General features: G+C 69.3%; 24 protein-coding genes and 1 pseudogene. 10 read left to right on the top strand and 15 right to left on the bottom strand.

All coding sequences use genetic code 11. From position 1 onward, the window contains the following. Positions 1–84 precede the first annotated feature (84 nt). From EPN98_RS18900 to EPN98_RS18885, 4 genes are all read left to right on the top strand, one after another. Positions 85–657 carry a YbjN domain-containing protein gene (locus tag EPN98_RS18900; RefSeq protein ID WP_293364477.1) on the top strand — a complete coding sequence of 191 codons (573 nt, stop codon included), beginning with the start codon at positions 85–87 and terminating at the stop codon, positions 655–657. Positions 658–776: 119 nt separating this feature from the next. Next, positions 777–1,292 carry an ACT domain-containing protein gene (locus EPN98_RS18895; RefSeq protein WP_293364476.1) on the top strand — a complete coding sequence of 172 codons (516 nt, stop codon included), beginning with the start codon at positions 777–779 and terminating at the stop codon, positions 1,290–1,292. Continuing rightward, complete coding sequence (locus EPN98_RS18890; protein WP_293364475.1) at positions 1,289–1,714, top strand: nuclear transport factor 2 family protein; 426 nt, start codon at positions 1,289–1,291, stop codon at positions 1,712–1,714. Before EPN98_RS18895 ends, EPN98_RS18890 begins: the two co-directional genes overlap by 4 nt. An 86-nt stretch (positions 1,715–1,800) precedes the next feature. Beyond that, complete coding sequence (locus tag EPN98_RS18885) at positions 1,801–2,229, top strand: ester cyclase (RefSeq protein ID WP_293364474.1); 429 nt, start codon at positions 1,801–1,803, stop codon at positions 2,227–2,229. A gap of 44 nt (positions 2,230–2,273) precedes the next feature. On the opposite strand, the gene EPN98_RS18880 is transcribed toward EPN98_RS18885, so the two are convergent. The 8 genes and pseudogenes from EPN98_RS18880 to EPN98_RS18845 form a co-directional block, all read right to left on the bottom strand. Then, positions 2,274–3,257, bottom strand: a complete 984-nt coding sequence (locus EPN98_RS18880) for a nitronate monooxygenase family protein (RefSeq protein WP_293364473.1) — start codon at positions 3,255–3,257, stop codon at positions 2,274–2,276. 107 nt (positions 3,258–3,364) lie between these two features. Beyond that, positions 3,365–4,162 carry a 3-hydroxybutyrate dehydrogenase gene (locus EPN98_RS18875; protein WP_293364472.1) on the bottom strand — a complete coding sequence of 266 codons (798 nt, stop codon included), beginning with the start codon at positions 4,160–4,162 and terminating at the stop codon, positions 3,365–3,367. Between the two features lies 1 nt (position 4,163). Beyond that, entirely contained in the window at positions 4,164–4,964 is an 801-nt protein-coding gene (gene yaaA / locus EPN98_RS18870; RefSeq protein ID WP_293364471.1) for a peroxide stress protein YaaA, read from the bottom strand. Positions 4,965–5,008: 44 nt separating this feature from the next. After that, positions 5,009–6,418: an FAD-binding oxidoreductase gene (locus EPN98_RS18865; RefSeq protein WP_293364470.1), complete on the bottom strand. Its 1,410-nt coding sequence runs from the start codon at positions 6,416–6,418 to the stop codon at positions 5,009–5,011. A gap of 97 nt (positions 6,419–6,515) precedes the next feature. Then, on the bottom strand, positions 6,516–7,406 hold the full coding sequence (locus EPN98_RS18860) for a lipid kinase (RefSeq protein ID WP_293364469.1): 891 nt from the start codon (positions 7,404–7,406) through the stop codon (positions 6,516–6,518). A gap of 141 nt (positions 7,407–7,547) precedes the next feature. Continuing rightward, positions 7,548–8,456 (bottom strand): annotated as a pseudogene (locus EPN98_RS18855) (L-threonylcarbamoyladenylate synthase); the annotation flags it as partial. A gap of 2 nt (positions 8,457–8,458) precedes the next feature. Beyond that, on the bottom strand, positions 8,459–9,718 hold the full coding sequence (locus tag EPN98_RS18850) for a YceI family protein (protein WP_293364468.1): 1,260 nt from the start codon (positions 9,716–9,718) through the stop codon (positions 8,459–8,461). Beyond that, positions 9,715–10,317 (bottom strand): YceI family protein, encoded by a 603-nt coding sequence (locus EPN98_RS18845; RefSeq protein WP_293364467.1) that lies wholly within the window; start codon positions 10,315–10,317, stop codon positions 9,715–9,717. Before EPN98_RS18845 ends, EPN98_RS18850 begins: the two co-directional genes overlap by 4 nt. Positions 10,318–10,479: 162 nt before the next feature. Here EPN98_RS18845 and EPN98_RS18840 point away from each other — a divergent pair, with 162 nt between their 5' ends. After that, positions 10,480–12,225, top strand: a complete 1,746-nt coding sequence (locus tag EPN98_RS18840) for an acyl-CoA dehydrogenase (RefSeq protein ID WP_293364466.1) — start codon at positions 10,480–10,482, stop codon at positions 12,223–12,225. 4 nt (positions 12,226–12,229) lie between these two features. On the opposite strand, the gene EPN98_RS18835 is transcribed toward EPN98_RS18840, so the two are convergent. Then, positions 12,230–13,363 (bottom strand): esterase-like activity of phytase family protein, encoded by a 1,134-nt coding sequence (locus EPN98_RS18835; RefSeq protein WP_293364465.1) that lies wholly within the window; start codon positions 13,361–13,363, stop codon positions 12,230–12,232. Between the two features lie 142 nt (positions 13,364–13,505). Next, a complete protein-coding gene (locus EPN98_RS18830) occupies positions 13,506–14,687 on the bottom strand; it encodes an amidohydrolase family protein (RefSeq protein WP_293364464.1) in 1,182 nt (393 codons plus the stop codon). On the opposite strand from EPN98_RS18830, the gene EPN98_RS18825 reads away from it, so the two are divergent. Further along, a complete protein-coding gene (locus EPN98_RS18825; RefSeq protein ID WP_366558499.1) occupies positions 14,686–15,297 on the top strand; it encodes a DNA-3-methyladenine glycosylase in 612 nt (203 codons plus the stop codon). The genes EPN98_RS18830 and EPN98_RS18825 overlap by 2 nt on opposite strands. 59 nt (positions 15,298–15,356) lie before the next feature. Here the strand turns inward: EPN98_RS18825 and EPN98_RS18820 are convergent, their stop codons facing one another. Further along, positions 15,357–15,677, bottom strand: coding sequence for a hypothetical protein (locus tag EPN98_RS18820; RefSeq protein ID WP_293364462.1), 321 nt, complete (start codon positions 15,675–15,677; stop codon positions 15,357–15,359). Between the two features lie 150 nt (positions 15,678–15,827). On the opposite strand from EPN98_RS18820, the gene EPN98_RS18815 reads away from it, so the two are divergent. Continuing rightward, complete coding sequence (locus EPN98_RS18815; RefSeq protein WP_293364461.1) at positions 15,828–16,196, top strand: hypothetical protein; 369 nt, start codon at positions 15,828–15,830, stop codon at positions 16,194–16,196. Positions 16,197–16,209: 13 nt separating this feature from the next. On the opposite strand, the gene EPN98_RS18810 is transcribed toward EPN98_RS18815, so the two are convergent. Both EPN98_RS18810 and EPN98_RS18805 read right to left on the bottom strand, forming a co-directional pair. Beyond that, positions 16,210–17,187, bottom strand: coding sequence for a S8 family peptidase (locus tag EPN98_RS18810; protein WP_293364460.1), 978 nt, complete (start codon positions 17,185–17,187; stop codon positions 16,210–16,212). Then, a complete protein-coding gene (locus tag EPN98_RS18805) occupies positions 17,187–17,669 on the bottom strand; it encodes a peroxiredoxin (protein ID WP_293364459.1) in 483 nt (160 codons plus the stop codon). The genes EPN98_RS18810 and EPN98_RS18805 overlap by 1 nt, the downstream gene beginning before the upstream one ends. A gap of 132 nt (positions 17,670–17,801) precedes the next feature. Between EPN98_RS18805 and EPN98_RS18800 the strand changes: the two genes are divergently transcribed. Then, a complete protein-coding gene (locus tag EPN98_RS18800) occupies positions 17,802–18,362 on the top strand; it encodes a YqgE/AlgH family protein (protein ID WP_293364458.1) in 561 nt (186 codons plus the stop codon). Between the two features lie 114 nt (positions 18,363–18,476). Here the strand turns inward: EPN98_RS18800 and EPN98_RS18795 are convergent, their stop codons facing one another. After that, positions 18,477–20,195 carry a bifunctional diguanylate cyclase/phosphodiesterase gene (locus EPN98_RS18795; protein ID WP_293364457.1) on the bottom strand — a complete coding sequence of 573 codons (1,719 nt, stop codon included), beginning with the start codon at positions 20,193–20,195 and terminating at the stop codon, positions 18,477–18,479. After that, positions 20,176–20,787, bottom strand: coding sequence for a GNAT family protein (locus EPN98_RS18790; protein ID WP_293364456.1), 612 nt, complete (start codon positions 20,785–20,787; stop codon positions 20,176–20,178). Before EPN98_RS18790 ends, EPN98_RS18795 begins: the two co-directional genes overlap by 20 nt. A gap of 186 nt (positions 20,788–20,973) precedes the next feature. Here EPN98_RS18790 and EPN98_RS18785 point away from each other — a divergent pair, with 186 nt between their 5' ends. Both EPN98_RS18785 and EPN98_RS18780 read left to right on the top strand, forming a co-directional pair. Further along, positions 20,974–22,215 carry an acyltransferase family protein gene (locus tag EPN98_RS18785; RefSeq protein WP_293364455.1) on the top strand — a complete coding sequence of 414 codons (1,242 nt, stop codon included), beginning with the start codon at positions 20,974–20,976 and terminating at the stop codon, positions 22,213–22,215. Further along, a complete protein-coding gene (locus EPN98_RS18780; RefSeq protein ID WP_293364454.1) occupies positions 22,215–22,826 on the top strand; it encodes a hypothetical protein in 612 nt (203 codons plus the stop codon). The genes EPN98_RS18785 and EPN98_RS18780 overlap by 1 nt, the downstream gene beginning before the upstream one ends. The last annotated feature ends 1 nt before the right edge of the window (position 22,827 follow it).

The following is a 22,827-nucleotide window of genomic DNA, read 5'->3' as shown; positions in this document are numbered from 1 at the left end:
GCCTGAGGCTCGCCGCTACGGAAACCGGACGGACGCGCATCCGCCATGCTCGCGCCCAGGTCGCAGCGATGCTAGCGCTTCGACATGATGCTCCGCACCCTCCTGATCCTGCCCGCCGCGATGGCCTGTCTGGCGGCTGCGCCGGCCAAGGCCCCGACCTCGAAGGCTGCGCCCGGCAAGACCGCCACGCCGGCGCCCAAACCGGCGCCAAAGCCCGCTGCGCCCGCCGGCCCGTTCGACGCCACCAATCCGCAGTCGTTCATGGACCTGCTGGCCGCCGCAGGGGCCAAGTTGCAGACCAGCCGCAAGGAGGATGACGCCGTCTTCGTGGCCGTCACCTCGGCCGCCGCGTCGTTCTCGATGCAGTTCGCCGGCTGCACGCCCCAGGGCCGCGCCTGCAAGGCGGTGCTGCTCGACAACGCCATGGAGCGAGGGCCGGCGACCACGGCGCAGATGAACGCCTTCAACCAGACCTCGGTGATGTGCCGGATCTATCAGGACCGGGGCGGCGTGGCGCACGTGGTCTATTCGGCGATCCTGTTCCGAAGCACGACCCGCGACGACGCCGCGACCCACCTGCTGGCCTGGCAGGGGTGCCTGGCCGACGGTCGGGACTTCATGCGCGACCCCATCGGCTACCTCGCCAACGCGGCCTAGCTGGGGGCGCGGAGGCCACCTCGAACCGCCGCGCCGCGTCCGGCCTGGGCCGGTTCAGGGTCGCGTCGCGCGTCCTGGCTCTGCTAGAGCAAGGCCACGCCCCCAAGAGAGAGACCCAGATGCCTTCGGTGATCCTGAGCGTTATCGGAAGCGACCGGCCCGGCCTGACGGAGGCGCTCGCCGACGCGGTCCTTTCGGCCGGCGGCAACTGGCTGGAAGGCCATCTCAGCCAATTGGGCGGGCTCTATGTGGGCTCGGTGCTCGTTGCGCTGGACGCCGAGCGGATCGATGCGCTGCGCGCGGCGGTGCAGGCCGTCGACGCAAAGGGCCTGGAAGTGCGCATCGCCAGCGCCGTCGAGGCGCCGGGCGTCACGGGCGAGGCCTTGCGCCTCAGTCTCGTGGGACAGGACCGGCTGGGAATCGTGCGTCAGGTCACCGGGGTGCTGAGCGGCCTGGACGTGAACATCGAGACGCTGCGCACCGAGATCACCTCCGAACCCCACTCGGGCGCGCCGTTGTTCAATCTGAACGCCGCCCTGCGCCTGCCGCCCGGCCTCGAGGCCGCCGCCGTCCAGGACGCGCTCGAAGCCATCTCGGCCGAGATCATGGTCGACCTGTCGCTGGAGCCGGCATGACCGACCTCGTCCAGCGCCGGCTGCAGACCGTGCGCGATCACATGGCCCTGGAGGTTGTCCACGACTGGGATGGCGTGATCGCCACCTTCGAGCACCCCCGCTACGAGATGGCGTCCGGCGCGGTGTTCGATGGTGAGGCGGCCGTGCGCGGCTATTTCGCCGCCTCGCGCACGCCCTTCCCCGATCAGGGCAACGAGATCATTGCGCTGGCGCACGACGGCGACACCGTGCTGGTCGAGTTCTGGCTGACCGGCACCCACCTGGGTCCGTTGCGGACATCCAAAGGCATAATCGAGCCGACCGGCAGGACCTTCCGCGTCCGCATGGCCGCAAGCTTCGAGTTCGCGCCCGGCTCGGACAAGATCGTCTGCGAGCGGCCGTTCTTCGATCCCGGCGCGGTGGGCCGCGCCCTGGGCCTTTAGATCGCCCGCCAGAGGGTTTCGAACGGCGGGACTGTTGTCGATATTTTTACCCGGGTATATTTGGAATCCGACCAGGAGACCCAATTATGCCCACGCACCGAGAAGCGCTGCTCGCCGACTTCCTGGATTCGGTCTGGAATCGCGGCGAGGCGAGCGCGGCAAGGCGCTACCTGGCTGCCCGCTATACGATCTGGCACGACCCTGGGGACCCGTGGGAAGGCCAGACGCTGGACCCGGCCGGCTTCTGCGACCGTCTCGCGCAGTCGCGCGCGCCCTTTCCCGACCAGCGGTTCGAAGTCCGCCACATGGCTGTCGCGGGCGACCAGGTGATGATCACCTGGCATTGGTGCGCCACGCATCAGGGCGAAGTTGCCGGCTTCCCGCCGACCGGACGTGAGATCCGTACGTCAGGCGCCACGGTCTACGGCTTCGACGCAGAGAACAGGCTGACCGGCCACTGGCAGGTGACCGATCGTCTGGGGATTTTTCAGCAACTTGCCGCCCAACACGGCTAGCCGAACAGACCGGAGAAGCGGGTTCGTCGGCTTCGGCAGGATGCCTAGGCCGGAACCGCGGCGCCCTTACGGATCGCAGCCACCTTATCGATCGCCGCCTCGGCTTCCGAGATCAGGCGCGCAACGATCGCACCGGCCGTCGGCACATCCCGCACGCCGCCGGCCGACTGGCCCATCGCAAAGCACGAGCGGTCCTCGTCCAGCCCCTCGATCTGGCCGCCGATGCCTCCCATGACCCCGGCCCGGCTCGACAGCATGGCCTGTTGCGGGAACGGCTGGATGTCCTGCGGGCGCTTTTCCCAGTCCTCGACATAGGGGTTCTTCTTCACCCGCATCGGCTTGCCGGAATAGCTGCGGGTGCGGATGGTGTCCTCGTCCGTCGCCTGCAGGATGACGTCCCGGTACATCTGCCCGGCATGCGCCTCTTGGCTCGCGATGAAGCGCGTGCCCATCCAGACGCCCACCGCGCCCAGGCTCAGCGCCGCCGCGAGACCGCGGCCGTCGTAGAGACCGCCCGCGGCGACCACCGGAATCTTCACCGCCTCGACCGCCTGCGCCACCAGCGGCAGGGTGCCGACCAGGCCCGTGTGCCCGCCGCCTTCGCCGCCCTGGCAGATCACCGCATCACACCCCGCCTGCTCGGCCTTCACGGCGTGCTTCACCGCCCCACAGACAACCATGACCTTCAGGCCAGCCTTCTTCAGTTTTTCCATGATCGGCATCGGCACGCCGAGGCCCGCCACGAACGAAGAGGCGCCCTCTTCGATGATAATCTCCACCGAGGCCGTCAGGCTCTCCGGGCTCGCCGCCAGCAGGTCGACGCCGAACGGCTTGTCGGTGAGGCGCTTCACCTGGCGCATCTGTTCGCGGATGAAGTCCGGCGTGGTCCCGGCCATGCCCAGCACGCCATAGCCGCCTGCGTTCGATACCGCCGCGGCCAGTTCGGCGTACGAGACACCGCCCATGCCGGCCAGCATGATCGGATGCTTCACGCCCAGCAGGTCGCATAGCGGAGTGTGCAGGGTCATCGGACGTCCTCCCGTATCTCGTTGCGGGAGAGCATGGCGCCGCAGGTTATCAATGGAAACCGTGACGCGAGGTCAGTCGCCTGCGATGAACAGGGACCGTCAGGTGGTCAGGCCGCCGTCCAGCCCCCGTCGATGGTGTAGGCCGCTCCAGTGGTCGAGGCGCCCAGGTCCGAGACAAGGTACAGCATCATGCCGGCCAACTGGTCGTACTCGACGAACGCCTTGTTGGGTTGGGCCGCCAGAATCACCTCCTCAACGACCCGCTCGGGACTGATCCCCCGGGTGCGCGCCTGGTCGCCAATCTGCATCTCGACCAGGGGGGTCTTCACATACCCCGGGCAGATGGCGTTCACGGTGATCCCCGCGCGCGCCACCTCCAGCGCGGTCGACTTGGTGAAGCCCACCACCCCATGCTTGGCCGCCACATAGGCAGACTTGAACGGCGAGGCGACCAGGCCGTGCGCCGAGGCGATGTTCACGATACGCCCGCGGCCCTGGCCCTTCATCACCGGCAGCGCGTGCTTGGTGGCGTGAAAGACCGACGACAGGTTGATGCCGATGATCTGGTCCCACTTCTCGTCCGGAAACTCATCGACCGCCGCGACGTGCTGGACGCCGGCGTTGTTCACGAGGATGTCGATCCGGCCAAACGCCTTGTGGGCGGTGGCGATGAGGTCTGCAATCTGGGCCGGCTTGCTCATGTCGGCGCCGTGGAAGAGCACCTGAACGCCGGTCCGCGCCGCAAGCGCCGCGCGATCGGCTTCGATTTTCGCCGCATCGCCGAAGCCGTTCAGCATCACGTTGACGCCCTGCTCGGCCAGCGCCCCGGCCATGGCTTGGCCGATCCCGCTGGTCGACCCGGTGACGACGGCCGCGTGACCCTCGAGGCGATAGTTGATCGCCATGTCAGGCGTCCTTCCTGCGATTGGCGGCGACCGGCGGAGGCTGGGGCCGGGTGAAGACGTACTCCTCGTCCGAGGAGAGGTGGGCCTGGTACCTGTAGCCGCCGGTATCGAAGGCCCGTAGGTCGGCGGCGCGGTCGATCCGATGGTCGATGGCGTAGCGGGCCAAGGCGCCGCGTGCGCGCTTGGCGAAGAATGAGATCACCCGCCCCTCGCCGTCCTTTTCTTCCACAAACCGGCAGCCCACCACCGGCAGCTTCAGCGCCGCCCGATCGACCGCGCCGAAGTACTCGCTGCTGGCGCAGTTCACGAGCGTCTTGTCCTTGTGGCTCTCGGCCGCCGCGTTCAGCTGCTCCGAGATGCGGGCCCCCCAGAAATCATAGAGGCTGCCGCCGCGCTTGGTCTTGATGCGCACGCCCATCTCCAGCCGGTGGGGCTGGATGGCGTCCAGGGGCCGGAGCACGCCATAGAGCCCGGACAGGATGCGGACCCGGTCCTGCGCCCAGGTGAGCGCTTTCCTGTCCAGCTCGCGCGCCTTCAAACCCAGATAGACATCGCCGTTGAATGCGAACGCCGCCTGCAGGCCATCTTCGCTTTCAGGATCGAAGGCCTGGAACCGCTCGCGGTTCAGCTTCGCCAGGTTGTCCGACAAGTCCATCATCCGCTTCAGGTCGGCGACCCTGAGCTTCTTTGTGGTCTTGGCCAGTTCGGCGGTCTGGTCGGCCAACTGCGGCGTGGTCAACGGGGCGACGGCCGGGGGGGCCGCGAAGTTCAGCGCCTTGGCCGGGGAGAGCACGATCAGCATCACGGGTCCTTTGCCGCGACTTGGCGGGGGCGGCAAGGGCGGCGCTAGAAGAGTACGCGTGGGTTCAGTATCCGCTTCGGGTCCAGCGCACGACGGATCGCCTGCTGGGCGGCAAGCTCCACATCCGACTTGTAGCGAGCGCCCTCCGCCGTCTTCATCGCGCCCAGGCCATGTTCGGCGCTGATTGAACCGCCCATCTTCGCCACGATATCGTGGACGATCCGCGAGCCGGCGTCACGCTTGGCCGCGTGTTCGGCGTCCGACCCGCCATCGGGCCGCAGCACATCGTAGTGGATGTTGCCGTCGCCCACGTGACCGAAGGCGGCGATCCGGGCGCCTGGCGCAAAGGCCTCCATCGCCGCGGTGGCCTCGGCGAGGAACGCCGGGACGCAGCTCACGGGAACCGAGATGTCGTGCTTCCAGGTCGCGCCTTCCGGCTTCTGGGCCGGCGACTGGTTCTCGCGGATGGCCCACAGCGCCTTTGCCTGAGCCTCTGTCTGGGCGACCACAGCGTCAGCGACGAGGCCGGCCTGCAAGCCTGACTCCAGGAAGCGCGCCATCGCGGCCTCGGCCGACCCCGGCTCGCCCGATGCAAATTCGGCCAGCACATACCAGGGGTGCGCCTCGCTCAGCGGGTCGCGGGTGCCGGGGATGTTGCGCAGCGCGAACGCGACGCCCAACCGGCCCATCAACTCGAAGGCCTCGACGGCTCCGCCCGTCTCGTCCTTGGCCCGCGCGAGGAGCGTTATCGCGTCTTCGGGACTGGCCAACCCGATCATCGCCACCGCCCGCGACGCCATCACGGGGTAGAGTTTCAGCGCCGCGGCGGTGACCACGCCCAGGGTTCCCTCGGCGCCGATCAGCAGCTGCTTCAGGTCATAGCCGGTGTTGTCCTTGCGCAGCCGCTTCAGGCCATTCCATATCTCGCCGTTCGGCAGCACGGCCTCCAGGCCCAGCACCAGGTTGCGCGTCATCCCGTAGCGCAGCACCTGGGTGCCGCCGGCGTTGGTCGAGACCACGCCCCCCACGGTCGCCGTTCCCTCCGACGCCAGCCCCAACGGGAAGCGCCGCCGCACCTCGGCCGCCGCGGCATGAACGTCCGACAGCGTCACGCCCGCCTCGGCCACCAGCACGTCATCGCGGGCGTCCACGTCGCGGATCGCTTTCAAGCGCTCGGTCGACAGCAGGATTTCGCCCTGCGGGATCTGGCCACCGACCAGCCCGGTGTTGCCGCCCTGGGTCGTGATCGGCTGGCCCGCCTGGACGCAGACTCCGACCACGGCGGCGACCTGTTCGGTCGTCTTCGGCAGCGCCAGGAAGGGCGTCTGCCCCACCCAGCGGTCCCGCCATTCCACAAGCTTCGGTGCGATCCGCTCAGGATCCTCGCTCCAGCCGCCCTCCCCGAGAACAGCTTTCAGGCGCGAGATCACATCGGCGGGCATTTGGACGGTCATGGCCCGATACCTAGCCCTCCGGCCTCTCGTTCGAAACTCCGATCTGTGTCGGGCCGGATGTGGCCGCCTTGGTCAACCGCCGTAGGGCCAAGCCCGTTCAGGAGCCCGACGGCCCGGGCACGAATACCTCGATGGCGGCAGGGCGGACGACGAAGTGAGCCGGAGTCTGGGTGACAATATCACCGTCGGCGTTGACCGATCGGGGCCTGCGGGTGCGGACGTCGAACTCTACGCACTTCGACGTCTGGACCTCGGCCCAGATCCCGTGCCGACCGCGACGGAAGGTCTCGAACATCAGCGCCAGCTTCCAGACCGCGCCCGGATCGAGGCTGTAGAGGTCGAGGTGACCGTCGGCGATGCTGGCGTGCTCGTGGACCACCGAGCCGCCGCCATAGTGGCGTCCGTTTCCCACGGCGATCTGCAGCGTTCGCACGTGGATGCGCTCCTGGCGGTTGATGACCTCGGCGTGAAAGGGACGCGCCGCGAACAGCACCTGCAACGCGCGGAAGGCATAGGCCAGGCGGCCCCAGCGCCGCTTGCTCTCGCGCGTGAGCCCACGCGCCAGGTCGACGCTCAGTCCCAGGCTGGCCACGTTGAAGAACGGGTGGCCGTTCACCTCGCCCATGTCGATCCGCTCGGTGCGCCCCCTGACGATCACATCCGCCGCCGCGGCGAGATCCAGCGGCAGGCCCAGGGTCCGGGCCAGGTCATTGGCGGTGCCCAACGGCAGCACGCCCATCGGCAGGCCGGTCTGCAGCAAGCCCCGCGCCGCAGCCGCAACCGTACCGTCGCCGCCGCAGACGATCACGAGGTCCGTCTCGCCGGCGCGGCGGACGATGTCGGCAGACACCTCGGCAGGGGAATCAAAGCGCTCGACCGTGACGTCCACGCCCCCGGCGACCAGCCGGTCGATCACCTCGAGAGCCTGCGCGCCGCGCCGGGCGTTAGGGTTCACAAGCATCAGGCCGCGCCGCCGCGCGGCCGCCACGGTTCGGGGTCGGACTACGTCTGGGTTCGACAGAGCAGGCACTTCGGTCCTCTGGCGCGCGGCGACCACATCTCTACGCCAAAGGTTCGCGTCATTCACATGGCAAGGCCTTCCGCCGTCAGCCGCTGGGTCGGGAGACCCCTACCCCACGAATCCCGCGGCCCGCTTCAGCCGATCGTTGATCGCCTCGCCGAGGCCTCCATCGGGGATCGGCGCCACCGCAATACCCATCGGATTCGTCCGGTCGGCGGCTCGCAGATAGGCGAACAGGTTGGCCGCGGCCTCGGCAAGATCACCGGTCGGACTGAGGTTGAAGGGGCCTGACCCCGCTGGCCCGAACGACAACCAGGCCTCACCCGCCACAGGCTCGGTCACGCCCAGCCGCACCGGCGCGTTCGGCGCGTAGTGGCGCGCCAGCCGCCCTGGGGAGCGCTTTGCGTCCGCCTCAGCCTCGGAAAGCGGCCCGATCACCGCCTCGATCTGCTCGCGCGTCACCGCCCCCGGCCGCAACAGTCGCGCCTGGTCCAGCAGGGCCACCACCGTCGACTCGAGGCCGATCCGGCACGCGCCGCCGTCCAGCGCCGCGGCGGCCGCCGCGCCCGTCTCCTCGAGGGCGTCCGCAAACGTCGTGGGACTGGGCCGCCCCGAGCGGTTGGCGGACGGCGCCACGATCGGCCCGCCCACGGCTACGATCAGCGCATGCGCCAGCGGATGGCGCGGCGCGCGCAACGCCACCGTGTCCAGCCCCGCCCGCGCCAGGTCGCAGACCGCGCGCTCATCCGCCACCGGCAGCACCAGGGTCAGCGGCCCCGGCCAGAAAGCCTGCGCCAGCGCCTCGGCCCGGGCATCGAAGCGTGCGATCCGCCGCGCCATCGCCACGTCGGCCACATGGGCGATCAGGGGGTTGAAACTGGGCCGGCCCTTGGCCTCATAGACCGCCGCCACGGCGCGCGCATTCCCCGCATCCGCCGCCAGCCCGTACACGGTCTCAGTGGGCATCAGCACCAGGCCGCCGTCGCGGATTGCCCGCGCGGCCTGCGCGACATCCGCCGCTAGGGCGCGCGAACCGCCTTCAGGTCGATGCGCACGCTCACCTTCGCCGGGATCTGATCGCTGCTCGCCCACTCGCCCTGTCCAACGCCGAACGCCGTCCGGTCGAGGCTCGTTACACCGGCCACCGTCGCCCTGTCGCCGTCGATCGTCAGGCGGAACGGCAGCGACAGGGGCCGCGACACCCCGCGCAGGCTGAGATTGCCCCGCGCCACATAGCGGCCCTCGCCCGTCTTTTCGAAGCGGGTGGCGGTGAACGTGGCCTTGGGATGACTGGCCGTGTCGAACCAGTCGGGCGCCGGCAGGCTGGCGTCGCGCTGGTCGTCGCCGGTGCGGGCCGAAGCCATGTCGATGCTCACGCTGACCTTCGCGCTCGCCAGGTCGTCAGGGTCGAAGACAACGTCCGCCGTCCACCGATCGAACCGCCCCTCGATCGCCTCGCCGCTCCAGGCCGTCGCAAAGCCCAGCGTCGAGCCGCGCCTTACGGTCCAGCGTGGACTTGGTTTGGCCGCCGGGGCGGCCGCAACGACCGGCGCCGCCGGCGCGGCCGCCACGGACTCTCGGGTCTCCTCCACCACGGGGGGCGGGAGCGGGGCCTGCGCCCGTCGGGGCGGATCGTACAGCCTGCCGAACGCGATGACGGCCGCCAGCCCGAGGACCATCGCCGCCAGACGCGGCTCCCACCACCGTCCGGTCACGGCGCCCGGCGCCATCCGCGGCAATACCGGCGCATCGCGGTCCACAAGATGGTGCTTCAGCGCCCCGGCCACGTGCAGGGCGACCAGCCCATAGGCGCCCTTCATGATGGCTTCGTGCGCCGCCTCCGCGCCTTCGCGCCAGGCTTCCTTGGCCGCGGGCGCCATGTCCGGCAGCCCCGGCAGGTGCGGCCACGGGACCACGTCGAAGAGCAGCGTCGGCAGCTCGATCCGGCTGGCCGAGACCATGATCCACCCCGTCACGGGCATCAGGATCATCACCGCATAGAACGCCCAGTGCACGGCGTGCGCCAGCGTCCGCTCCCAGGACGCCAACCCGGCGGGTTCGGGGGGCGGCCGATGCATCAGCCGCCACGCCAGCCGCGCAAGGCTGAGCAGGAGGATCGTAATCCCGATCGACTTGTGGAACTGGGTGACCGCAAACGCCTCGGGCGTGCGGTCCTCCATCCGTCCGGCCAGCGCGACCTGCAGCGCGATCAGCGCGGCGATGACCCAGTGAAGTGCGATGGCGACGCCGGAATAGCGCGCCTGGAGACGCTCGCTCATTTCTTCACGAACTCGACTTCGAATTCGAGGTCGACCATGTCGCCGGCGAACGGCCGCGCCTGGGTCACCCCGAACTCGGACCGCTTGATCCTGCCCTGTCCCGAGAATCCCATCCGTGTGCCGGCGCCTAGGATACCGGGGCCCACGCCGTTGAACGCCACGTCCAGGGTCACCGGCTTGGTCACCCCATGGAACGTCAGGTCGCCGGTCAGTTGGCCCCGGCCCTCAGCGGTGGCGACAAGGGCCGTCGAGCTGAACAGGATCACCGGGTACTTGTCGGGTTCGAAGTACCCCGCGACTGTGCGGTTGAAGACGTTGTCCTCGGTGTCGATCGACTTCGGGTCCACCGAGATCGTCACCTTCGTCGCCTGCCAACTGGCCGGGTCATAGGAAAAGCTGCCCGACAGCCGGTTGAAGCGCATGGTGTAGCGCGAGAACCCGCCCATGTGCGGCACGCGGATGACCAGGCTGGCATGGCGCGGGTCCAGCGCGTACTCGCCCGGGGGCGCCTTGGCCGGATCGCGGCTGGTGGGGTCGGCCGCGGCTGCCCCTCCGGCCAGAAGGACGATGGCGGACGCGAGGACAAGACGTCGAAGCATCGGGCGGCTCTCTGCAACTGCGGGCATGATATGCGCCGATGCGGGCGGCGCGCACGTTAATGCCATGCTTCGGCGCATCGGGCGCCGCCGTGGCGGATATTTTCGGCTTCCCTCGGCGGGCTGCGCGGCTAGAAGGCGCTCGAGCTTTCGGAGACCCACGTCATGACATTCCGCGCCCCTGTTCGGGACCTGGCCTTCGCGCTGAAGACCGTCGGCCATCCGCAGCTCCTGGAGCGGGCCTTTCCCGATCTCGACGACGACACCGTCCAGGCCGTGCTGGAAGCGGCCGCCGCCTTCGCCGACGGCGAGCTGGCCCCGCTGAACCGCCAGGGCGACCAGCAGGGCGCGCGCTACGAGAACGGCAAGGTCAGCGCCGCGCCCGGGTTCGCCGACGCCTACAAGCACTTCGTCGAGCAGGGATGGAACTCGCTTTCCGCAGACCCGGCCTACGGCGGCCAGGGCCTCACCAAGGCCATGGAGCTCTCGGTGTTCGAGATGGTGCATGCCGCCAACATGGCCTTTGGCCTTTGCCCCATGCTGACTCAGGCGGCCATCGAGGCCCTGGCCCAGCACGGCACCGAGCGCCAGAAGCGTCTGGTGCTGCCCAAGCTGGTGTCGGGCGAGTGGACGGGCGCCATGTGCCTGACGGAGCCCCACGCCGGCACAGACCTCGCGGCGCTCACGTCCATCGCCCGGCCCGACGGCGAGGGCGGCTGGCTGCTGACCGGCCAAAAGATCTTCATAACCTGGGGCGACCACGACGCGGCCGACAACATCTGCCACCTGGTCATCGCCCGCACGCCCGACGCCCCGCCCGGCGTGAAGGGCATCAGCCTGTTCCTGACCACAAAGTTCCAGGTGAAGGACGATGGCAGCCTGGGCGCCCGGAACGACTTCCGGCCCGTCTCGATAGAACACAAGCTGGGCATCCACGGCTCGCCCACCTGCATTATGGCCTACGAAGACGCGCAGGCGGAGCTGGTCGGCGAACTGGGCCAGGGCCTGGCCCACATGTTCGTCATGATGAACGCCGCGCGCCTGCAGGTTGGCGTCCAGGGCGTCGCCATCGCCGAGCGCGCCTTCCAGCAGGCCCTGACCTTCTCCCAGGATCGTAAGCAGGGCCGCCCTGCCTTCGACGACGCACAGGGGATGATCTACGGCCACCCCGACGTGCGCCGCACCCTCATGCTGTCCAAGGCCAAGATCGAAGCCGCCCGCGGCATCTGCCTGACCGTCGGCGTCCTCTCCGACCTGGCCGAACATGCCGGCAGCAACGCGGAGCGCGCCGCCGCCCGCGCGCGCCAGGAACTGCTGACGCCCATCGCCAAGGCCTGGTCCACCGACATCGGCGTCGAGGTCGCTTCCGCAGGCGTCCAGGTGCACGGCGGCATGGGCTTCATTGAGGAAACCGGCGCGGCCCAGCACTACCGCGACGCCCGCATCGCCCCGATCTACGAGGGCACCAACGGGATTCAGGCCATGGACCTGGTCGGCCGCAAGGTGCGCCTGAATGGAGGGGAGACGCTGCGTGCGCTGTGCGCCGAGATCGCGCTCACCGCCGAAACCCTGAACCAGACTGCGGAACTGGACGGCGTCGGCCGACGCCTGGCGGCCGGCGTCGCGGTCCTGGAACGCGCCACAGACTGGCTGGTGGCCGCCGACAATATCTCAGCGCTGGCCGCCGCCACCCCGTTCCTGAAGCTGGCCGGCGACGTTTGCGGCGGCTGGATCCTTGGCCGCCAGGCCCTGGCTGCGGCGGGCTCGGACGACCCCTGGCTACAGAGCAAGGGCGCCCTCGCCCGACTCTATGCGAGCCAGGTGCTTACAGGAGCCCCGGGCCTCGCCGACGCGATCGCCGAGAGCGGGCCCGACCTGGCCGAGACGCACGCGGCGGCGCTGGCGGGCTAGCGCCCTAAAGCGGCGCGTCGAACGTCACCCGGTAGAACCGCGTTTCCGCGCCCTCGGTCCCGAAGTCGTTGTCGGTGGCCAGCAGCAGTTGGCGGTCGCTCAGCATCGACACGCCCTCGAGGTCGGGCGCGATCTCCGGGTGGTCGTCGGTCGAGAAGACCAGGGTCTTGGCCAGCCGCCCCGGCGCGGCGACGTCAACCGCGTAGATGCGCGCACTGAGGCTGACCCGCTCCAGGACCAGGAGGCGGTGGGGGGCGACCCAGCTCAGATCGCAGACCTTCAGGTCCTTGCCCTCGACGCTGTCGGCCGCCGCATCCGCGGTGAAGCTGTCCGGCGCATCGAAGGGATAGTCATAGGTCGCCAGCAGCGCTCCGGAGACGGCGTCCAGTTTCCAGATCGCCGTCGTCTCGTGCGCCTCGCCCTCGAACCCACTTTGGAAGACGGCGTAGATCGCGGCGCCATCGCCGCTCACCGCCAGGCCCTCGAAGCCGCGGTTAAGCCGACGCCGCTGCGCCGCCGCCGGCAGCAACGCCTGCGCGCCGGCCAGGGTGTGACCTTCGGGCGTCCAGCGGCGCAGCACGGCGCCCTCCGGCCCCACCTGCATCAGCGACGGTCCATACTCCTCGCAGACCCAGAACGTGCCGTCCGGCGCGGCCGCCACGCCTTCGGTGTCGACCCCCGCCGGATCGGACGGCAGCACGCGGCCGGCCAGGTCGAAGATCGGCTCCATCGCCGCCTCGGCGCTCCCCGCCGGCGCCCGGCCCGAGAGCGGTCCGTCCGGCCCCTCCAGCGGTACGATCCGCTCCAGGTGCATCCGCTTCTTGCCCGCCCGCAGCTGCGCCAGGCACGGCTGGAAGTCGGGCAACGGGAGCACCTTGGCGCCATCCCGCTCGGCCAGCGGCGCCAGGTGGTCCAGCCCGTAGGTCTTCATCGCCGTCTTGATCTTGAGGTTCGGCCCGCGGTCGCCGATCGCCCAGACGATCCCTGGCGGATCACTGTCGCGTCGCGACAGGCCCGACCCCAGCCCCAGGGTCAGTCGCAGCTTCCCCTTCGGCGTCCTCACGCTGGCGAGCGGCGCATCGCGCCACTTCAGTTCGGTGACCTTGGGATTGCCCACCCTACCCTCCCTGAACGTCATGGCCGGGGCTCGTCCCGGCCATCCGGATACGAGGCGCGTCCTGCGGCGCACGGCATCGACGCCGCAGATCCGCGGCCAACGCAAGCGCTTCTGGGTGGCCGGGACGAGCCCGACCATGACGTTCAAGTGAGGTGGCTAGGTATTAGGCCGCCGCCAGCGACGGCAGGTCGTGCAGCGACGGGTCGAGACCCTTGCCCATTAGGTCGATGAAGTTGTCGCGGTAGAACGCGCGCTTCCCGGCCTCGCTCACGCCGGCCAGGCTGTCGTTGAACCGCTTCAGCGGATTGCGGCCGCCCTCGACGTGCGGGAAGTCCGAGGAGAACAGCACCATCTCCTGGCCCGAGTTGGCCATGATCCAGGCCACGTCCTCGTGCGGATAGGGCGTCACCCGCAGCTGACGGCGCAGGATGTTGGACGGCGTGTCCGAGAGCTTCTGCAGCCGCTCCTCCTTCCCGAACGCTGCGCAGCCGGAATCCAGGAACTTCATCAGGCTGGGCAGCCATGAGGCCCCCAGCTCGATCGCGCCCCACTTCAGGCGCGGGAAGCGGTCGAACACCCCGTCGATCACCAGGGCCGACAGCGTCTGCCAGACGCTCAGCGGGATCGCCATGAAGGTGAGCGAGGTGAAGTTCTCGTCCCCGCCGTGGAAGTCCTTCACGAAGGGCAGCCCGTTCTCCAGATAATCCTTGTGCATCTTCTCCTCCCCGCCGACGTGGAAGAGGATCGGCACGCCCGCCTCCTGGGCCAGCGCCCACAAAGGATCGAGCTCGCGGTGGCTGGGCGAGAAGCCCGGCGGATGGCGCGACGGGATCACCAGCGCCTTGCAGCCCAGCGCCAGCGCCTCCCTGGCGATTTCCGGCGCCCGCTTCCGGTCGATCAGCGGCACGTAGCCGGTCCCCAGCAGGCGGCGGTCGACGGTGCAGAACTCGGCCATCATCCGGTTGTGGCCACGGGCGGCCTCGGCGGCCAGTTCCACTTCACCCATCTGCTCCAGGCCGAAGTTCGAAAGACAGGCGGTCGTGAACACCAGCTGGCTGGCGAAGCCCAGGTAATCCAGGGTCTTGGGCCGCTGGTCGGCATTGAAGGCGCCCAGCGCCTCATAGTTCTTGCGCAGCAGGATGTTGGCCTCGGCGCCCGCCAGGAACTCGGGGTCGCGCGCCGTCTCCGCCGCCTTGGCGAACCACTCGGGCAGCACGTCCTTGCGGCCTGTCTTGGCCACGAAGTCGTCGCGGAACTTGGGATCGAGGTAGCGGTTGATCGTGCCGGGCAGCTCCATGATGTGGCTGTCGGCGTCGTGGACGGTCTGGCCTTCGACATAAGCCATGGCGCATCTTCCCCGGATGAGTGTTCTCGTTGGCCGACATTCCGGACCTTCAAATTCCGAACGTCAAGGATTCTGGACCCGCCATCCCGCGCGGGTGGCCGCCGACCTGATCGGCTGGGAGGTCTATGTGGGCGGCGTCGGCGGCCGCATCGTCGAGACCGAGGCCTACCACCACGAAGACCCGGCGTCGCACAGCTTCTCGGGCAAGACGCCCCGCAACGCGGTGATGTTCGGCCCGCCGGAGCATGCCTACGTCTATCGGAGCTACGGCATCCACTGGTGCCTGAACTTCGTCTGTGGCGAGGCCCCTGGAAGCGCCGTCCTGATCCGCGCCCTCGAGCCGCTCCGGGGGCTGGAATCGATGCGCGAGCGCCGGAACCTCGCCGATCCAAGAGCCCTCTGCTCGGGCCCCGGCAAGCTCTGCCAGGCGATGGCCGTCACCCGCGACCACGACGGCCTGCCGCTCGACGGTGCGCCGTTCGAGCTGCGGGAAGGCCGAGGCCGAGGCATCATCGCCGGCCCGCGCATCGGCATCACCAAGGCTGCCGAAACGCCCTGGCGGTTCGGAGAGGCCGGCTCGAGGTTCCTGAGCCGGCCGTTCCCCCGTTAGACGTCGCCAGGTCCGCAAGTCGTTGCGCGCGCAACCGCGGCGCTCACCGCGAGACCCCATCAGCCGCCGGTCGCGTCGACGACAACGGTGACCGTCTTGCCGCGCGAGTGCGGCTCCCACCCCGCCGCCATGGCGGAGGCAATGGCTTTCGCCACCAGAGCCGGCGCGATCTGCGAGGCATGCAGCAGCGGCGCGCCGAAGCGGCGCTGAGGCCCGGGGGGAAACTCGATAACCACCTCGCGCTGCCCCTCCTTATGACGCACCGCGATCGCCATGCCTCGCCACCCTGCGGCGTCGCTGGACCATGCCGGCTGACGCTGCAACCGCCACACATACGGATCGCCATCCACCTCGATGTCGAACTCCGGGCTCTGTTTCATTCGCGCCATGGATGGGAGTTAGCCCGGTGCGTCGCGACAGGCCACCCCGCCTCCGTCTTCGGCGCATGGCGCACCGCCGTTCGGTGGCCTTAACCCGCAGGCAAGATGCCTGCGTGCATGGTGGATGAACCACCTTGCCGGAAGTCCTCTGTGAAGCTCGCTGAACACCTCGTCGTCCCGACCGAAGACGTCATGTCGGCCCTGACCGCCGAGCTCGCACTGGCCCGCGAGGCCTGCGCGCGCCTCGATGGCGCCATGGTCAGCGTCCTTGAAGGCGCCAGCTCCGAGCAGCGCGGAACGCTCCTAGGCGAACTGCACGTCGTGGACCGCCTCAACCAGCAGCTGGAAGCCCTGGACACCTTCCTGCGCCGAGTCGACTGCGGCGAGTCGCTGCTGGAGATCGGCCAAGCCCTGCCGGCGATCACGCTGGCTGAAGTCGCCGAGCGCATGGGCGCAGCCCTGAGCATGGCGGCGGTGGACGCCCCGCCTCCGCCCATGGGCGACTGCGAATACTTCTGACGGCGCTTGGCGCCTATTCGGCCGCCGACCCGAACGCGACTCCCAGGTCGAGGACCCCACGCCCGTAGACGTCGTCGACGCCTGTATCGCCGGCGTCGCGGGCCGATGAAAGCAGGCGCGCAGCGATGTCCCGGCCCGCCATCTGCGGCCAGGCCTCCATCATCAGCGCCAGACCGCCGGCGACGTAAGAGGTCGAGAAGGATGTCCCCGACACCAACTGGCACTTGGCGAGACAGTCGGTGAGCACCCATTCGCCCGGAGCCGCGATGTACCAGGCCTTCACCTGTCCGGCCCGGTTCGACCAGCCTGTGATCGAGCCGTAGTAGCCGGTGGCCCCCGCCACGACGATCGAGCCCGAATAGCGCGGATCGATCGCATACATGGCCGGCCAGCTGGGGTCGGGGCCGTTGCGGTTGCCCGCGGCGATCACCACCACCGCCCCGGAATCGACCAGCCTCTGCAGCGACGCCTCGAACGCGGCCCCTAGCGGCTTGCTGTGCTGGAGGGGCAGGACCACCACCCGGGCCTTCTGCTCGGCGGCATAGTCCAGGCCGCGGGCCAGGTCGCTGGGACGAAAGGCGCATTTGCCGTTCAGACCGCCTTCCACGTCGGCCCGCACCGCCAGCAGCGTGGCGTTATAGGCGACCCCCACCATCCCCCGCCCGTTCAGCGCGGCGGCGAGGGGCGCGGCGGTGTAGGCCCCGTGCGGATCGATGACGGGCGCCTTGCGGCCCGGCACCACGTCGGTAGAGCGCCGGGAGACGTTGCGCAGCACTTCGCGTTGGGCGGTGGCGACGCCGCAATCGAGGATCGCCACCGTCACGCCCTTGCCAGTCAGGCCGGCCTCGTAGGCCGCCCGCGCCCCGATCGCCTCGAGGCCCCAGCTCTTGCGGTATTCGTCAGAGTCCGTGCGGGGCCCGCGCGCGTCCGCAGCAGATCCCGGCAGCAGAACCGCCAGGGCCGCGATCAGGCCGAGCCCCGCCCGGGACATCAGAGCTGCGCCAACATATAGTCGGCCGACGAAACCTTGAACTCGCCGCCCTGCTCGACGTTGAGTTCCGTCACGACGCCGTCCTTGACGATCATCGAGTAGCGCTGCGAGCGCTTGCCCAGCCCGAACTTCGAGCCGTCCATCTCCAGGCCGACCGCCTCGGTGAAGGCGCCGTTGCCGTCGCCGAGCATGACGATGTCGTCGCCCACCGCCTGATCCTCGCCCCACGCCCGCATCACGAACGCGTCGTTCACCGACAGGCAGGCAATCTCGTCGACGCCCTTGCTCTTCAGATCGGGCGCGTGCTGCTTGAAGCCCGGCAGATGCTTGGCAGAGCAGGTGGGGGTGAAGGCGCCGGGTACGGCGAACAGGGCGACCGTCCGGCCTTTGAAGAAGTCCTCGGTCTGGACCGGCTTCGGCCCCTCGGCCGTCGCCTGGGTGAGGGTCACGTTCGGCAGCTTGTCGCCCACTTTGATCGCCATGGGGGTCTCTCCTTCGAAGGGTTACGGACGTGCAGATAAGCAAGAACCCCGGCCGAGGTAACCTCGATTCAGGAGAGATACGGACGCGCCGCACTTGAAGTCGCCACGATCCGGCAGAATCTTTACGTCAGGATGGAAAGCGCGTTCCTCTCGGGCCAGTTGCTCATCGCCATGCCGGGGATCGGCGATCCCCGGTTCGAGCGCTCCCTGATCCTGCTCTGCGCGCACGACGCACACCACGCCATGGGCATCGCGGTGAACCGGCCGCTGGAGGGCGTGACCGTCCCTGACCTGCTGGAGCGGCTGGAGATCAAGACCGACGGCGAGGTGGAAGCCGATCTGGTGCGGATCGGCGGCCCGGTCGAGGTCGAGCGCGGCTTCGTGCTGCACACGGACGACTATCACGCCGAACACAGTCTCAGCGTCGAGGGAGGTCTGGCGCTCACCACCACTCGCGAGGTCCTGGAGGCCATGGCCGGGCCGGACCATCCGCGCCGCGCGATCCTGGCCCTGGGCTACGCCGGCTGGGGCGCGGGCCAATTGGAACGCGAGATTCGCGAGAACGTCTGGCTCACCGTCGAAGCCGACGAGGCCCTGGTCTTCGACGACGACTACGACACCAAGTGGACCCGCGCCCTGGCCAAGCTACGGATCGATCCCAAGTTCCTGAGTTCGGAGGGGGGACGGGCCTAGAGCCGGTTCCGATCAGGCGGAGCCGCCCGAGCGGAGGAGACAGGCGCCAGATCAAAAGCTGAAGCACGGTTCGGCGCGGAAAACCGGCGCACCCTTTTCCGCAACGCGCTCGGGCTAGCCGCGCGCCTTCACCGGCGCGGCGCCGTCGACATAACTCTCATTGAGGTAGACCTCGGCCTCCTGGGCCGACAGGGCCGGCGCATAGCCGAAGCCCTGGCCGTAGTCGCAACCCACAGAGAGCAGTTGCCGCGCCATGCCGGCGTTTTCGACGCCCTCGGCCACCACTTCCAACGACAGATCCTGGCCCAGCTTCACGACCGAGCTGACGATCTTCGCCGACCCCTCGTTGGTGGCCATCGTGCGGACGAAGTAGCGGTCGATCTTCAGCGTGTCGAAGGGCAGCCGCGTCAGGTAGCTGAGCGAGGAGAAGCCGGTGCCGAAGTCGTCCAGCGCCAGCGCCGCGCCGGCAGCGCGCAGGTTGCGGAGCACCACCGCGGCCCGGTCGGGATCGCGCATGACGTCGCTCTCGGTGACCTCCAGCTTCAGCGCGCCGGGCGGCAGGTCGGTGGCCTGGCGGATGGAGACCACGTCGGAGACCAGGTCCGGCCGGTCGATCTCGCCGGTGGACAGGTTCACGGCCACGGTCAGTTCGCCGGCGGCGCGGTGCCGCTTGCGCCAGATCGACAACTGGCTGGCGGCCTCGCGCATCATCATGGCGCCCAGCTCGGGCATCAGGCCCATCTCTTCGCAGAGCGGCAGGAACTGCTCGGGCATCAACAGGCCCCGGCGCGGATGGCGCCAGCGGACCAGCGCCTCGAAGCCCGACAGCGCGCCCGTCGAGAGCCGAACGATGGGCTGGTAGAACGGCATAAGCTCGCCGCGGCGTAGCGCGCCCTTGAGGTCGCCTTCGAGGGCCAGGCGCGAGAGGCCGTCGGTTTCCAGGCTGCGGCCGTAGGCGGCGGCGCCGCCCCGGCCGTTGCTCTTGGCCGATTCCACCGCCAGCTCGGCGCGGCGCAGCAGCTCGGCCGCCTCGGGCGCGTCGGCGCCGCCCTGCGCTTCCACAGCCCCGATCGACAGGGTGGGATGGATATCGAAGCCGGCGACCCGCAGCGGTTGCTCGAGGGCGCGGCGCAGCGTCTCGGCGCCCGGCGAGGCGCCCACCGGCGCAAGGGCCGCGAACTCGTCCTCGCCGATCCGGGCCAGCAGGGCGCCGGGCGGGAAGGCCGCGGCCAGGCGCGAGCCCAATGCGGCTAGCACCAGGTCGGCGCGCTCGTGGCCCAGCGCCTCGTTGAGGCGGCGCAGGCGATCCAGGTCGGCGACGATCAGTTCGTGATGACCCGGCGCCTGCAGGCGCTCGCGGGCCAGGGCGATGAAGCTCTTGCGGTCGGCCAGTCCGGTCAGGTGATCCAGGCCCGAGGCGGCGAAGCGCACTTCGGCGGCGACCACGCCGGCGGCGCGCACGCCCTCTTCCAGCCAGACGCCGCGCCAGATGCAGGGTTCGCCGCCACGCAGGCGCAGCCGCACGGCGACTTCCTCTCCCGGCTCCTGCACCCGAAGGATGTCCTCGGCGACGGCGCGGTCCTGAGGCAGGGCCAGCGCCCGCAGGGCGGCTGATGAGCAGTCAGGGGCAAGCGGACCCAGGCCGAGCGCGCGGGTGGCGCCCGTGAGGCGCAGACGGTCCTTCTCCGGCTCCCAGACCCAGAGCGCGACTTCCGCCGCTCCCAGGGCCTCGAGCGTGGCCGTGGCGTCCCACATCCAGCGATCGTTCGCCATGCCGTCCCGAAACGAAGCCCGTGTCACGGCGCCGGTCAGGTCAGACCGACACCCCCTCATCCGGACCCTCGTGGCCCCGATAGGGGGTCAGGCGTCCGAACAGGACATGGTCTCGCCATGCGCCGTTAATTTTAAGATAAGCCTGGGCGAATCCCTCCTCCTTGAACCCCGCCATTCCGAGCAGAGTTCGGGACGGCGCGTTGTCAGGAATGCAGGCCGCTTCCAGCCTGTGGAGGGCCAAAGTGCGGAACGCGAACTCGCACAGCGCCCGCACCGCGGCCAGGGTCAGGCCCTGGCGCGTGTAGGTCTTGCCGCACCAGTAGCCGACCGACCCCATCTGCGCGACGCCACGCCGCACGTTCGACAGCGTGATGCCTCCGGTGAGAGCGTCGTCCGAGGCGCGGAAGACGAAAAACGGGTACGCCACCCCGGCTTCGCGGTCGCGGGCATAGGCCAGAAGGCGGCGCCGGAAGGCGGCCCGGGAGAGGTCATCCGTGGGCCACGTCGGCTCCCAGGGCTGCAGAAACCCTCGGCTCGCGGCGCGCAGATCGCGCCATTCGGCATAGTCCGTGGCCCGCGGCGGGCGCAGGCGCACGCCGTCGCCCTCTATGCGAAGGCCGCTCTCGGGCGCGATCCAGTCCAGCAGGGCCATGCGACGGAGGGTCGCGCAATTCCCGGCCTCGTCAAGCCCACTGCGAAGGACACCTTAGACTAGTTTACTTTATAGACTGGTTGACGCATAACTCTGATCGCGAGCGGCCGTCCAAGCCCAAGGCCGTTCGAACCTGCCGGGCGCGGCTCCTCCCGCGCCCGGCGCCCTTTTCGCAGGAGGCGACATATGGCGACGGACACGGCTTCGGGCGCAGAGCGCCTGCACGCGTTGGACGCGGTCCGCGGGTTCGCCCTGGTGCTCGGGATATTCTTCCACGCGACCATGTCGTTCCTGCCCAGCGAGGGGCCGACCTGGATGATCTCGGATCCGCAGCGCAGCACGCCGTTCGCGGTCGCCTTCTTCACCCTGCACATCTTCCGGATGACGACCTTCTTCGTCATCGCGGGCTTCTTCGCGCGGATGCTGTTCCACCGGCGCGGCTTGGCCGGCTTTGCGCGGGATCGCGGTAAGCGGATCGCTCTGCCCCTTGTGGCCAGCTGGCTGCCGGTGTTCGTCCTGATCGTGGGCGCAACCATCGCCGGCACGCTGATTCAGTACGACGGCGCCCCGCCGTTCCGGCCGCCGCCGGCCGACCCGAACCCTCCACCGCTGCCGTTCCCGCTGACGCACCTGTGGTTCCTGTACCTGCTGGTGATCCTTTACGTCCTCAGCCTCGCTGGCAGGACCGCCATCGTCGCGGTCGACAGGAACGAGGCCCTTCGCGGACTTGTGGACCGGTGGCTGGCTCTTCTCGTGCGCGGCGGCGTCGCTCCGCTGCTCCTGGCCCTGCCCCTGGCGCTCGCCCTGCCCGGCTATAGCCGCTGGATGATGTGGATGGGCGTGCCGACGCCCGACAGCTCGCTGATCCCCAACCTGCCGGCCTTCGCCGAGTTCGCGACTGCGTTTGTGTTCGGCTGGATGCTTCAACGCCAGCCAGACCTCCTGGGCGCGATCCAGAGGTGGTGGCCCGTCCACCTGGCCGCCGCCCTAGCCCTGACGATTGCGCTGCTGGCGCAGGCCGGCCTCGTCGCCACAACGGCCACAAACCTGCCCGGAGTCGACCGCCAGCTGTTCGCGGCCAACTATGCGTTCGCCGCCTGGACCTGGAGCTTCGCCTTCATCGGCCTGGCCATGCAGTTCATGTCGGGCTTCAGCGCCTGGCGCCGATATCTCGCCGACGCCTCATACTGGCTCTACCTGATCCACCTGCCGCTCGTGATCCTGCTCCAGGGGCTGGTCGCTCGCTTCGATGCGCCTCCCGAGTTCAAGTACGCGCTGATCCTGCTGGTGGCCTTCCCGCTGATGCTGGCCAGCTACCAGACGATGGTTCGCTACACTTGGCTGGGCGCGATCCTCAACGGCCGCCGCCAGCCGCGCACGGGCGCCCGAATCCCCGCAACCTCAGCCTCCGGACAGGAACCTGCCTGATGACGCCGAAATCCGCCCAGGACGACCTGGCTTTCATGCGCGCGCTGGTCGACACGCACGGCGGCTTCCAGCGCTCGTTCGGCGAGGCCTATTTCGCCGCCGGCCTCTGCTACGGCGTCCAGATGCTGCTGCACGCGATTCAGATGCTGGGCTGGATCGGCGACGGGGCCGTCGGACTTGCGATCGGCCTGGGCCCCACGGTCGTCTTCATCACCCTGCTCATCTGGATCATCGCACGTGGCAGCCGCCAGCCGACCGGCCGCGGCGTCGTATCCCGGGCGGTGGGAGCCATGTTCGGCGCGGTCGGCGCGGCCAACCTGGCCCTCATCGCGGTGATCGGCTCGGTGGCCTGGCGCGAGCAGAGCCTCACCATCTGGCTGATCTACCCCTGCGTCGTCCTGATCCTGCAGGGCATGGCCTGGATGGTCGTCTACGCCCTGCGCCGCCGCGCCTGGTACGGCGCCGTCGCCGTCGGCTGGTTCGTCACCGGCGTCGGCATGGCGCTTGCCATCCAGAACGCGCCCGCCTTCATCGCCATAGGCGGTGCTGGTTTCATTGCCTTCATGCTGGTTCCGGGCTGGGTGATGATGCGACAGCCGAGGACGGCCTGAG

It is taken from the genome of Phenylobacterium sp., from assembly GCF_004299445.1.
GTDB lineage: Bacteria > Pseudomonadota > Alphaproteobacteria > Caulobacterales > Caulobacteraceae > Phenylobacterium.
This window is presented reverse-complemented; position numbering and strand designations above follow the sequence as displayed.